This window comes from Vibrio sp. 811 (genome assembly GCF_033339195.1).
In genome coordinates this window covers 627,007-640,151 of the sequence record NZ_JAWOUB010000001.1, presented here as the reverse complement: position 1 = coordinate 640,151, position 13,145 = coordinate 627,007, and the positions used below count along the sequence as shown (strand labels likewise).

Annotated in this window: 12 protein-coding genes; 7 read left to right on the top strand and 5 right to left on the bottom strand. The window is 43.5% G+C overall.

The features are described 5' to 3' along the window. The 5 genes from R7Q46_RS02775 to R7Q46_RS02755 form a co-directional block, all read right to left on the bottom strand. Positions 1–1,416 (bottom strand): VWA domain-containing protein (locus R7Q46_RS02775; RefSeq protein WP_318077279.1); only part of this gene is annotated, 1,416 nt, incomplete at its 3' end. Next, positions 1,409–2,413 (bottom strand): vWA domain-containing protein, encoded by a 1,005-nt coding sequence (locus tag R7Q46_RS02770; RefSeq protein ID WP_047103941.1) that lies wholly within the window; start codon positions 2,411–2,413, stop codon positions 1,409–1,411. The genes R7Q46_RS02775 and R7Q46_RS02770, both read right to left, overlap by 8 nt. Beyond that, positions 2,406–2,882 carry a DUF4381 domain-containing protein gene (locus tag R7Q46_RS02765; protein WP_262647100.1) on the bottom strand — a complete coding sequence of 159 codons (477 nt, stop codon included), beginning with the start codon at positions 2,880–2,882 and terminating at the stop codon, positions 2,406–2,408. The genes R7Q46_RS02770 and R7Q46_RS02765 overlap by 8 nt, the downstream gene beginning before the upstream one ends. Positions 2,883–2,919: 37 nt before the next feature. Next, the gene (locus R7Q46_RS02760) at positions 2,920–3,846 is read right to left on the bottom strand and encodes a DUF58 domain-containing protein (RefSeq protein WP_262647102.1); all 927 of its coding nucleotides are present in this window, start codon (positions 3,844–3,846) and stop codon (positions 2,920–2,922) included. Positions 3,847–3,859: 13 nt separating this feature from the next. Further along, complete coding sequence (locus tag R7Q46_RS02755; protein WP_005383914.1) at positions 3,860–4,816, bottom strand: AAA family ATPase; 957 nt, start codon at positions 4,814–4,816, stop codon at positions 3,860–3,862. Positions 4,817–5,126: 310 nt separating this feature from the next. Here R7Q46_RS02755 and R7Q46_RS02750 point away from each other — a divergent pair, with 310 nt between their 5' ends. The 7 genes from R7Q46_RS02750 (at position 5,127) to R7Q46_RS02720 (ending at position 13,083) form a co-directional block, all read left to right on the top strand. Further along, complete coding sequence (locus R7Q46_RS02750) at positions 5,127–7,043, top strand: methyl-accepting chemotaxis protein (protein ID WP_017821859.1); 1,917 nt, start codon at positions 5,127–5,129, stop codon at positions 7,041–7,043. 56 nt (positions 7,044–7,099) lie between these two features. Then, positions 7,100–7,300 (top strand): restriction endonuclease subunit S, encoded by a 201-nt coding sequence (locus R7Q46_RS02745; protein WP_005375165.1) that lies wholly within the window; start codon positions 7,100–7,102, stop codon positions 7,298–7,300. 246 nt (positions 7,301–7,546) lie between these two features. Further along, the gene (locus R7Q46_RS02740) at positions 7,547–8,215 is read left to right on the top strand and encodes a LuxR C-terminal-related transcriptional regulator (protein ID WP_021707603.1); all 669 of its coding nucleotides are present in this window, start codon (positions 7,547–7,549) and stop codon (positions 8,213–8,215) included. Positions 8,216–8,443: 228 nt separating this feature from the next. Next, positions 8,444–9,100 (top strand): LuxR C-terminal-related transcriptional regulator, encoded by a 657-nt coding sequence (locus R7Q46_RS02735; protein ID WP_005383910.1) that lies wholly within the window; start codon positions 8,444–8,446, stop codon positions 9,098–9,100. Positions 9,101–9,306: 206 nt separating this feature from the next. Beyond that, positions 9,307–9,897 carry a calcium-binding protein gene (locus tag R7Q46_RS02730; RefSeq protein ID WP_005375168.1) on the top strand — a complete coding sequence of 197 codons (591 nt, stop codon included), beginning with the start codon at positions 9,307–9,309 and terminating at the stop codon, positions 9,895–9,897. A gap of 152 nt (positions 9,898–10,049) precedes the next feature. Then, entirely contained in the window at positions 10,050–11,768 is a 1,719-nt protein-coding gene (locus R7Q46_RS02725) for a type I secretion system permease/ATPase (RefSeq protein WP_025768544.1), read from the top strand. After that, positions 11,743–13,083, top strand: coding sequence for an HlyD family type I secretion periplasmic adaptor subunit (locus tag R7Q46_RS02720; protein WP_085569361.1), 1,341 nt, complete (start codon positions 11,743–11,745; stop codon positions 13,081–13,083). The genes R7Q46_RS02725 and R7Q46_RS02720 overlap by 26 nt, the downstream gene beginning before the upstream one ends. Positions 13,084–13,145: the final 62 nt, after the last annotated feature.

The window sequence follows — 13,145 nt, the reverse complement described above, 5'->3', positions numbered from 1 at the left end:
CTGTTGCTGTTGCTGTTGCTGTTGCTGTTGCTGTTGCTGTTGCTGTTGCTGTTGCTGTTGCTGTTGCTGTTGCTGTTGCTGTTTTAGCTTTTCTTCTACAACCGATAGGTTTTTCTTCGCGGCTTCAAAGTTAGGCTTTTCCTCTAGCAGCTTTTTATACAAATCAGCCGCATCTTCTAATTGACCATTTTGAGCGAGCGAGTTGGCGAGGTTATAGCGGCCGTTAAGGGAGGCATCATGAGAAAATGCTTCGATAGCGGCTTCGTAGTCACCTTTTTGATAACTGGCGGCTCCTTTCCAGCTTGGGTTTGTAAATAGGTTTTGCGCCTGTTCATACTCACCTTGCTTGTAGAGTTCCGCTCCTTGTTGGTCGGCATTTAAGAACGGATTAGCTTCTGCATGCGGTGTCCACGTTACTGGGACTACAGTCGCAACTACCATCCAAATCAGGTCGCGTCGAAACAGTAAAGCCGCAGGAAGAAGTAACAACGGCAGTAACCAAAAGCCACTGTTGAGACGAGAGTCAGTTTTAACTTCTTCGCTTTGGGTTGCAGAAAGCTGGCTACCAATGTTATTGGTAAAGGCCGCGATGTTTTCAACATCACGGTTGGTGTGTTGAATAGGAACAAATAGGCCACCAGTCTTATTCGCTAGCGTTTGTAGATTTTTCAGATTTGTTTTCGCTACGACGGTTGTGCCTTGTGCAGTTTTTAGCAGAGATCCATCGGGCAGCGCGATAGGCGCACCGTCAGGAGTCCCGACGGCAAGAACAGAAATGCGAAACTTTGTACCTTGGACTAAATCTAACGCGCGAGACAGCTCTGACGTATCAAGATCATCCGCTAACACGATGATATCGCCTTGTTGCGTGCCTGCTTGAGAAAACTGGTTGATCGCAAGTTCAATCGCGGCAGGCAGGTTTGCTCCTTGAAAAGGCATCAGCTCTGGTGACAAATTTTCGATAATGCCAGCAAGCGTGCTGGAATCAGTTGTCAGTGGACTTAAGTTATAGGCATCGCCAGCGTAAGCAATAAGTCCAGTGGCTCCCTCTTTCCATTTAGGCAGCAAATCGAGCGCCTTATAACGTGTTTGTGCTAGCCGATTGGGTTTGATGTCTGTAGCAAACATAGAGCGAGACATATCAAGCACCAAGATACGGTTTTGGTTTAACTCAAAGCTTGGTCGAGCATTGGACTGCCAGCTTGGCCCCGCTAATGAAATGCAAGTTATTGCCCAAGCTAAACCCCATAGAGTGAAGTAATGCTTAGACTGCGTGTTTTGTCCGAGCATCCGCGATAGGTGAGGGGCAATCAGTGTGGACTTTTGGGCTCTAAATTTGTGATTAAGCAAGAGTGCAATAGGGATCACGATGAGCCCCAAAAGCCAATAAGGATTGAGGAAAATAAACTCAGCCATGTTTTCTCCTTAATAGGAATAACAATACCGACAATACAAATGCAGCGCTTAATGGATATGGAAACCATTCAGACTGAGGGCGCCAAGTTTGTGTGTCGCTAGATACGGGTTCTAGCTGGTTGATGGTGTCATAAATCTTTTCGAGCTCTTCTGTATCTCGCGCTCGAAAATATTGTCCACCTGTCACCTCTGCCACTTTAGTCAGTGTTTGTTCATCTAAGTCGGCTGCGGTGTTGACTTTGCGAGTCATGAAAAACTCTTTTACCATCATTTCACCAGCGCCCACGCCCACGGTGTAAACAGTGGCGTTGTATTTTTTCGCAATTTCCGCTGCTTCTAGCGGCTCGAGCACCCCTGCAGTATTGCTGCCGTCACTGAGCAAAATCATGACTCGTTGGGGAGCATCACTGTCTACAAAGGTTTTTGTGCCTAACCCAATACCATCACCAATGGCGGTTCGTTGACCAACCAAGCCGATGACGGTTTGATTAATCTGTTGCATGACGCTTTTGCGGTCTGCAGTGAGTGGTGTTTGCAAATAAGCATGGTCGCCAAACAAAACAACTCCGAGACGGTCACCTTTTCTCTTTGCTACGAAATCAGACAGAACTTTTTTGACTGCTGTGAGGCGATCGATATATTCGCCGTTGAGTTCCATGTCTTCCTGCTGCATCGAACCGGACAGATCGACGACTAACATCAAGTCCCGATATTTGGGTTGGAATTCAACGGGATCGCCAAACCAAACTGGACGCGCACACGCGACGACAAGAAGGCCCCAGATCGCGATTGAAAGTGCTTTTTGCAGCGCTTGCTTAGGCTTGCTGCGATTCTCATTGGTTGGTAAGTACGCCAATTTGATCTCGGCTTGTTGAGATTCTTGTGGCAGGAACTTGTATACCAGCCATGGGATGGGCAACAAAAACAGTGCCCACCACCAGACAAATTCAATGTTTAGCCATTGGGCAAGATCGGTTATGAGTGTTTGCTCAGTCACGGTTATTTGCCTTTTTCTTTGGTGGCAAAGCGTAGGTTATCCAAAAGACACAATCGTCTACCAAGCTTTGATGCTGCCCTTGGGAAGAATTCTGATACAACGCTTCTTGCCACTGATGTTGTTTGTCTACGAATCGACTTTCTTTGGTATGGCTATCGAGAAATTCATACCAAGCGATTCCGGTTAATGGTGCGATCTCTTCACGCGGAAAGTAACTCAATGCTGCCTGGCGCAATATTTCCAGAGCAGAAGAGGGGGTATGAGGCGCGGTAGGTTGAGTTAAAAGTGTTAATGCTGTCTTTTTTGCGCGTAAGTGTTTTTTACGCCATCTCACATAAAGACAAATCCCGAAAATGAAGAGCAAGGTAGCTGCAAGCACCACCCACCATCCCCAAGCGAGCGGAAACCAATCCGGTGCGTTTGGCAAAATCAAAGGTTCAAGGTCTAGGCTTTGGTTGTTTGTTGTCATTATTATTACTGCTTAATAAATACTGCTTGTCAGTTTGTTAGCTTAATTGTGAAATTAAGGGCCGGCCACTTGATAGCGTGTTAAATGGAATTGCTATTGAATGGCATTGCTGCTTAATGGTTTCTTGATGTTGGGTAAAGTGGCTTTCGAGTTCTCTTCGTTGTCCTTTAGAGCCAAAGTTAAACCATTGACTATGCAGCCCATCCGAAGCTTTCACTTGACCTCTAAAGTCTGTTTCGCCTCTTTCTAACGGATCATAAAACTGAACGGCCCTTACGCTATTGTGTTGTTTGAGTCGACGTAGTTGTGCCAGTTCCGTTGGTGTTACGTGGGCAAAGTCACTGAGCATAATCAATTCGCTGCCTTTTGGGGTGAGCGTATGAAGTGTCTCCAATACTTGTGTATACGGCAGTGTACGAGTGTCGTTGCTTGCAGTACGAGTTACTTGCGCATTATGTATGTCGACTATGGCGTTAAGAATCCGCAGCCCTTGTCTTTGTAAAGAAGAGGGGCGAAATTCAAGACATTGATGTCCGTCATCAATCACTGCGCCGATGCGATCTTTTTTAGCTAGAGTTAGCCAAATTAGAACACTGGCAAAGTGGGCCAATTGAACGGATTTGAGTACATACTTAGATCCAAAATGTAGACTAGAACTTAGATCAAGATAAAGAATGACCGCTTGCTCTTTATCTTCTGCAAACAACTTCGTATGTGCTTTACCGGTCCTAGCGGTGACTCGCCAATCAATGCTGCGAATATCGTCGCCAGGTTGATATTGGCGCACCTCCATAAAATCCATACCTCGCCCTTTTTGGCGACTGGTATGGTTACCACTCATCTGCGACCAGAGACTCTGTGCTGGTGGTAACCAACGTACAGATTGAGTGCGATATTGGAGCAGCTCTTCAAGGGTTAATGTCACCCCATTCGCATGAGGTGGTAATGAATGTGTAGCGGACATATCACTCACCTGTTTATGCACTGCCAACAAGGTTTAGCAGTTTATCGATGACCTGGTTTGCCGTAATGCCTTCCGCTTGAGCGTGGTAACTCAATAATAAACGGTGGCGCAGTACCGGATAAGCCATGGTTTGAACATCTTCCGGAGAGACAAAATCACGACCAGCAAGCCAAGCGTGCGCACGTGCACAGCGATCAAGAGCGATGGTGGCACGCGGACTCACACCCATTGACAACCACTTGTCCAACTCAGTGTCATATTCGTTGGCTTGACGTGTCGCCATAACTAAACGGACGATGTACTGCTCTATCGTTTCCGCCATATGAATATCCAACACTTCTTTACGTGCAGTGAATATATCTTGTTGGCTTAACATTGGGCGTTCAACCTTTACTTCGCCCTTTGCTTCTCCGCGGTTAATACGCAAGATAGATAGCTCATGCTCTGCATCTGGGTATTCCACTTCTAAATGCAATAAAAAGCGGTCTAGCTGCGCTTCAGGAAGGGGGTAGGTCCCTTCTTGCTCTATCGGGTTTTGAGTTGCCATAACCAAAAACAACTCTGGCAGCGGGTAGGTATGACGACCTGCTGTGACTTGTTTCTCTGCCATTGCTTCAAGCATTGCCGCTTGTACTTTGGCCGGTGCACGGTTTATCTCATCCGCAAGAATAAGCGAGTTGAAGATAGGACCTGACTGGAAAGTGAATTCTCCGGTTTCTGGACGGAAGATATCGGTGCCGGTTAAATCGGCTGGCAGCAAGTCAGGGGTGAACTGAATTCGGTGGAAGTCACCTTCAACACAGTCTGAGAGTGATTTTACTGCACGGGTTTTTGCTAACCCAGGAGGGCCTTCAACTAAAATATGCCCATCCGCAAGAAGCGCAACAAGCAGTTGCTTTACCAGATCTTGCTGTCCGATGATCTGCGACTCTAAGTATTGCTGAAGAGTTTCGAAGTTAGATTTATGCATGCTTTGGACTCTCGGTATCCATGTGATTTTCGTGTTGAGTATTGGTCATTTTCCATGTGAAAAAAGTTCCAATGCTCTATTGCAATTTATCTTTTCAATATTGGGACGCTACAGAGAATTGCAAGTACGTGCTATCTCTGAAAGTGCTTATTTGACAGTGTGTTACATTTATTTTTCATAATATAATGAGAAATGCCTCTAGTTTTGTACATATGAGCCGATAAAGATTCCGTGGTGTGCGTGTCATGAGATATGCACCTGATTCCCCTTGTGGGGCCAATAACAAGTGATTCTTTTAAAAGGTCCGAATATGTTGAAACTTCATTCCTTGAGCATCAAACAGAAGGTTGTACTTGGCATTACGTTTGCTGTTCTAGCATCAACAATCATTGTTGGTGTTATGGCTCAGCGTCATGCGAGAGATGTATTGAGCCATCGTCTTATTGACATCGAGCTACCTGCGATGTTGCAGCAAATCAATACCGAAATTGACCGCGAAGTTGTCGAAATGCAACAAGCGGCAAAACAGCTGGCTACAAACGAATTTATTGTTGAAGCCCTATCTAATACAGACCGTGATCCGTCAGTAGAAGTTCAGTTGGTTCAGCAGCTCAATAACGTTAAATCACAGTATGGTCTTAATGATGCGTCGGTAGCGAATCGTCAAACGGCATATTACTGGAATCAAAACGGATTCTTACGTCAACTTAACCGAACGCAAGATGCTTGGTTCTTTGGATTTACGTCGTCTGGTCAAGAAACGTCCGTGAGTGTGTTCCAAGAGGCAAATGGCGAAGTGAAAATGTTTGCCAATTTCCAAGATCTTAATGGTACATCAATGTCAGGTCTCTCTAAATCTATGGGAGACATGGTTGCTTTGCTCAATGGGTTTAAAATTGAAGATACGGGTTACGTGTTCCTCACTAATGAACAAGGCCAGATTCAAATACACCGCCAACAAGGTAAGAACCAAACTTCTATCACTAAACTATTTGGTAGTGACGCAAGTGCGCTGTTGAACAAAAATAGCTTCAACCTAATTAATGTGGAGTTTGAAGGGCAGGATACTTTTGTTTCTAGTTTGTATGTTCCTTCAATGAACTGGTTTGTTATTGGCGTGGTTCCCGTTGATGAAGTATTCGCAGACCTGAATGCGACAGCTAAAAAAATGCTGTTTACGACCATCATTGTTGCCGTTGTATTCATCCTCATGGGCGTATGGTTGGCAAACAGCATTACGAAACCAATCCGACTGATTGCCGATCGTTTTACCGACCTTGGGCAAGGTGAAGGCGATTTGGCGCAGCGTATTGAAATTAAGGGTAATGATGAAATTGCTCAGCTTTCAAAAGGCTTTAATGGATTTATTGAGAAGATTCATGCCACGATGAAAGAGGTTGCTTTAACCAGTGGCTCATTAAGTCAAGCGGCAGAAAGTGTGTCAACGAAAGCAACATCCACACACGACAACAGCCAAGAGCAGCGTGATCAAACCATTCAAGTAGTTGCAGCTATCAACCAAATGGGTGCGACCATCAGTGAAATTGCATCGAACGCTGCTACCGCTGCTGATACGGCAAATCAGGCTTCAGATAACACTCAAACTGGTCGAGAAGTTGTGATGAAAGCAAAAGAGGTGATCAGCCGCCTAGCCGATGATGTTGAAACAACCAATATTGTTGTTACGCAGTTGGCATCGACAACCAAAGATATTGGCTCGATTCTGGGTGTAATTCGTGACATCTCTGAACAAACGAATTTACTTGCGCTAAACGCTGCAATTGAAGCTGCTCGTGCTGGTGAGCAGGGACGTGGTTTTGCGGTTGTTGCTGATGAGGTAAGAAACCTAGCTTCACGCACGGCCGATTCTACAGAAGAGATTCAGCGCATGATCAATCAGCTTCAAAGTGACGCACAAGACGCGGTAAGTGCTATGGAAGCGGGCAAAGCGGTCACCATAGAAGGGGTTACTTCTACCGATGAAGCAGTCGAGGTATTAATCAGTATTTCTGAACGAATCACCGACATCTCTGATCGTAATACACAAGTTGCAACGGCGACGGAAGAGCAATCCACGGTGGTGCATACCATTAATCAAAATATCGAAGAAATCAACGCGATAAATGAAATGACAACCGCGACAGCAGAAGAGTTGGCGGATGCAAGTCGCGATCTTCAAGCGCTCTCTTCTCGTTTAGACAAGATGGTTGGTAGCTTCAAGTTATAGAGTTGGATAGAATAGGCGAAGTTTAAAAGTTCAATCATTAATTTTAGGTAAGTACTATGAATGACTTCGAAAAAGAACTAGAGCAAATTTCTCAAGAAACCGCTCAGGAGCCAGAAGTAAAACTGCCGTCGCTAGAAGAGCAAAAAGCGATCGTCGCTGAGCTGAAAAAGCTGGAAGCGGAAGGTAAGCTGACGCCAGAAGTGTTAGAACAACACTTTGGTAAGTTTAACCAAAAAAACGCAGTTCCAATCCACTAAGTTAGGTGGTGTTTTGCCTCTAACGTGCGTGATTAAATCACCTGCTCAAACACAAAAAGGGAGTTTATACTCCCTTTTTTAATGTCTGAAAAATGCTAATACCTCTCATATACTTGCCACTTAAAAATTATTGACACTTCAATGAGTTATTAATTAGTACTAGTGATTTTCATACTTGACAATACTACCGCTCTATCTAAATCTATTGCGTATTTCAATAAAAACGACCAAGGGAATGCGATCAGGATGGAGCAGCAAAAAAAAAGAAACGTTATTTTAATCACGGAGGGAAGTCTACAGTCATCTCTGTTGAAAGATGTATTGGAGACCAAACTCGGTATTAGTGTTGCTCTAATCACGCCAGATAATCTGATTCACGGAGTGTTACATGAATCTCTTGCATCAGCCATTATTGTTGATTGCAGCGTGATCACGGATGAAATTTTTCGCCGTTATGCGGAGTTTAAAGCGGCCAAGCAGAAAGACACGCTTGAAATCTTAATTAATTGTGAGCAATCCATATCGACAGAAGATCTCTTTGCTTGGCGTACTTTGGCCGGTATTTTCTATACCTCTGATGATATAAAAACGTTGCAAGTTGGTATTGGTAAGGTGCTTCAAGGAGATATGTGGTTCAGCCGTAAGTTTTCTCAGCAGTACATTACTTACCTTCGTCGACATTGCAAACCTATAAATAAGAATGTTTCCGCTATTCTGACCAAACGAGAGCAACAAATAATTACCTTTCTTTCCATGGGGGCGTCCAATCAACAAATCGCCGAACAATTATTTGTCAGCGAGAATACGGTAAAAACGCATTTACATAATATTTTCAAGAAGATTGATGTGAAAAATAGAGTTCAAGCACTTATTTGGGCAAAGGAAAATATTTCAGACAACTCGTTAACGGTGTAATGCTATTGCAATATTAGGTTGCCTAATTTAGTAAACTCTTAATAATTTCTGTGACCTGAATGTGTTAAAAGTGTTTCTTTTATGAGAAACACTTTTTTTGATTCTCTTTTTAATAACTTTAGAATTTAAAAAAGTAGCAAATAACTTTACTCTGTGAACTAGCACTTACATATCAAACTAAGTGCTGACGATTAACTACTAATTTAAGAATGTTAAGTCACTGAAAGTATGAGAAACATTATGGAACAGTATATGGAAAAGCCTGAAATCCTAATGCTCACTCAACAAAGTTTACAGAGTGAAAACTTTAAGGAAATGCTTTCTAAAAATACAGAAACTAAAATAACGATCATTGATACTAAAAACCCTAGCTATCATGAACTCATTCCGGAACGCTACTTTTTGCTTGTTGATTTTTCAGTTGAGATTCCTTCCGAAACTTTAGTTTATTTAAAAGATAGTAATAAAGTGCTAGGAACCATAATGCTTAATCTAGGTTATGACTTAGACACAGAAGAACTCGCTTCTTGGCCTCATGTAAAAGGTATATTTGGTCCAGGAGATTCAATGGACAAGGTTTGTCAGGGATTAAAAGCAATAATAAAAGGGGATAACTGGCTGTCTCGAAGATTACTTGATCAGCTAGTAAATTATTATCGAGGTAGAGAAGCAAATAACATTATCGAACCTGCTATTGAGGTTGAGCTTACTCGGCGTGAAGTTCAGGTTTTAAAAATGTTGAAAGAAGGTGGTTCAAATATGGAAATCGCTGATTCTTTATTTATCAGCGAGCATACTATTAAATCACATCTATACAATATTTTTAGAAAGTTAGAAGTAAAGAACCGTACGCAAGCTACAAGTTGGGCTAAGAGAAACCTGTAGTACTAGTATTAACTTGCTGTAATAAAAAGAAAATACTCTATAAAGTACTAAATTTTATATTTATTATTAAAATGTCAGTCTGAAATATCATCCCATATTCAAACTTATTCCTATTCAGTTGACTATTAGACTTCTCATGTCGTGACGAATCTAGTCAGACGTGGAACAGAAGGTCTATTCAATTAATAAGCTAAGAGGGAATAAAAATGAGCGCAAGTGACAATGACACGTATTTAGGCGATGCAGGTGTAAATAACCAATTTGCTGATTTCGATGGCGGCGATGATTTGTTTATCGGTTTTGGTGGTAATGACTCGTTTGTTGGCGGTGGCGGTAATGATTATGTGATCGGCGGCGACGGCGACGATCGCCTAACTGGTGGTGCTGGAGATGACATCCTTAGGGCTGGTACAGGAAACGACTACCTCGGCGGTGGTACCGGTAATGACTTGCTGTTGGGTTTGCTGGGTGACAATAAATTAAATGGTGGTGTCGGTGAAGATATTCTTGTTGCTGGTTCTGGTGACAACGTTTTAGTTGGCGGCAGCAATGGCGATAAGTTTGTGTTCACGGATAAGTTTGGTGGCCATGGCGAAGCCAAAGTTGTTGATTTCACCATTGGTGAAGACTCTTTGCACATCATTAGCGACTCTGTCACTGACTTTGGTGATTTAAGCTTTAGCTACGATGCAGTTGGGAATGCAGTGTTTACCGATGGGGCTGATCTAACAGTGAAACTTATTGGCGTGACTGAAACTGACATCAACACCTATGGTGCAGATCTGTTCGTAATCTAAACGACTGAAAATAACTCTGGATGGGAATTAGTTTGCGTGGCTCTGCCATGCTGAGGTGCACTAATCGGACACTCTAGAGCGATTTGAGGTTACCTTAAGCTAGGCGCTAGTATTTCTGGCGCCTACAATTTTCACGTTAAACGGAAGTAGTCGTGCAAAAAACGGTTTTCAAAGAAGTGAAACAAAAACTATGCACGCTTGCGGGCTTGCTGATCGTTTTTAGCCTTTTTATCAACTTATTGGTTCTCTCGATTCCGTTGTACATGCTTCAAGTGTACAACCGAGTGATATCTTCCTACTCAACCGATACTTTATTCTTGCTCACTGTCATCGTAATTGTCGCGCTGTTAACCATGTCCATCATCGACATTGCACGAGCACAAATGAGTAAATCTTTTGGTTATTGGATGGACACAAAACTCTCCGCTTTCATGCTCAAGCGCACGATTCAATATCAATCACATACTGGGAAGAGTTATACCTCGCAAACTCTGAGAGACATTCAGAACATCAAAAGCTTTTTGAGCAGTCAAGCACCTTATCCACTGTTGGATGCGCCCTGGACACCGCTGTTTATTTTATTTGTGTATTTATTGCACCCGATACTAGGTCACATCGCGTTACTTGGATCTATCGTATTGTTTAGCCTAGGTCTACTCAATGAGCTGATGACGCGTAAAACAATGCAAGAGAGCGAAGTCAGAGCGATTTCTCATATCAACAACGCAGAATTAGCCACGCAAAACTCCAATTCAATTCTCGCAATGGGGATGATGAATGCATTTTTAGAGAAATGGCAGTCGCGCGTGAGCGAAGTGAATGTGCTTGAAGAGCGAGTTGCAGGTAAGTCTATCTACATGGCTAACTTTTCTAAGTTTGTGCGTGGCTCATTACAGATATTTTTACTGGGAGGTGGTGCATGGTTAGTTATCCAACATGAGATAACGGCAGGGGCGATGATCGCGAGCTCCATATTAATGAGTCGGGCATTATCGCCGATGGAGCAGGCGATAGGCACGTGGCGAAGCGCGATGTCTGCTAAAGGCGCCTATAAAAGGTTGAAAGAAATCGATGCGATCGTGCGCCAAGATGAATCAGATATGCCACTGCCTAAACCAAAAGGACACTATGAGCTTTCCGGACTGGCCTATCGCCACCCTGGAGCAACTGAACCAGTGCTCTCATCGCTCAGCTTATCGATTCCTCCGGGTGTTGCTGTTGGGGTGATTGGCCCTTCTGGTACGGGTAAATCGACGTTTGCTCGGCTGTTATTAGGTACGGTTAAGCCATTAGCGGGTAAAGTGACTCTTGATGGAATGGAAGTCTCCGTATGGGCATCTGAAGATCGCGGCGTGCATTTTGGGTATCTCGCTCAAGAGGTGGAGTTATTTCCTGGCACAATTCGAGAGAACATCGCGCGCTTTAAAGAAGAAGACCCCGCTAAAGTCATCAAGGCGGCTCAACTAGCAGGATGTCATGAATTAATACTCAAGAAAAACAAAGGCTATGATTGCATTATTGGTGAAAATGGCCGTGGTTTATCTGGGGGGGAAAGGCAGAGAATCGCTCTTGCAAGAGCCGTTTATGGCGACCCTTCTATAGTGATTTTCGATGAAGCGAATGCCAACCTCGATGGTGAGGGAGAGGCTGCGTATCAACGTTTGATTGCCCATTTAAAAGCACAGAGTACAACGATTATCGTCATTGCCCACAATCCGAGTACGTTACGACAAATGGATAGGCTGTTGTATTTGGCTGACGGCCGAGTCAAGTTATACGGCGCTAAAGATGAAGTATTAAAACGTTTGATGGGCGAAGAAAGAACAGATATCCCAAGGGTAAGAAATGAGCAATCAACTGCCAACCGTTAATCAGAGTTCTACCGAGATCGTATATCGTTTTAGCCCCAAAGCGAGACTAAGCTTTCGAAAACCAATTTTACTCGGTGTGGTGACCTTAAGTGTTTTTCTTGGAGGTCTTGGCTACTGGGCTGCAACAGCCAAATTAGAAAGTGCAGCGATTGCTTATGGTGATTTGTCAGTTCTCACTAAGCGACAAGAAATTCAGCATTTAGAAGGCGGTATTATTGAAAAGCTATATGTACAGGAAGGGGATTTAGTCGAAAAAGGTCAGTTATTAATTCAACTTTCTAAGCGTCAAGCTATGGCTAAGTTGGATTCGTTAAGTGGTCGTTTTATCCATACTCTAGCAAAGGAAAACCGTTTAAGTGCGGAGCTTGATGAGCTTCCAACGATTGTATGGTCTGATGATCTTGAGAACATTCCCCGTGTCGATATCGTCCAAGAAGCACAACTGGTTCAAAACAAGATCTTTGAAGCGAGAAAGCGATTCTTTGATAGTAAACTGAGTATCATTGAGCAGAGTATTTCTGGAGCAAATTTAGAGCTTGAAAACCTTCAGCAAACCAAAGTGATTGAGACGGAACGGCTCAACTTTATTGCTGAAGAAATAGACAGCAACCAAGCCTTGGTGCAAAAAGGTTTCTCGGGAAAATCTACTTTACTTCAACTCAAGCGCTTAGCAGCGGAGGTGAGAAGTACCTTAAGCCAGTTAGACAGGCAATCGCTCACCGTTAGAAAAAGGTTGGATGAGAACCTAGCGCAAATTGAAGAGTTGAAGCTTGAAAGGCTGAATGAGATTGTCGAGGAACTACGAAACACCAAAACGGAAATTGTCGCAATTCGGGAAGAATATCGCTCCGCTCAAGATATTGTCGCAAGAACAACGATCAACGCACCTATTTCTGGTCGCGTAGTCAACATGCAAGTGTTTACCGAAAAAGGTGTGATTGGCTCGGGTGAAACGTTACTAGAACTGGTCCCGCAAGACGATAAGTTGTTAGTCGAGGCTCGTGTTAATCCTCAGGATATTGATTTAGTGAATCCAGGCCAGCAAGCGCATGTTCGTCTGACCGCTCTGAATGCACGGACGTTGGCACCTTTAGACGGTACTGTGCTGACGATTTCTGCCGATAAGCTCTCGCAAGAAAACCAAGAAGATTTTTATCTCGCTAGAATTGCAATTTCACCGGAAGATGTGACAAAACATCGTTTAACCTCAGGCATGAATGCCGAAGTGCTGATTTTATCTGAGCCACGAACGCCATTGAGCTACCTAATAAAGCCAATTACGGAAAGCATGAATCGCGCCTTTAGAGAGGAGTAATTTCAAAAAGACTTGAGTGAGCACGGACAACAGACAAAATAATTTGTTATCGTTAGCTGTTA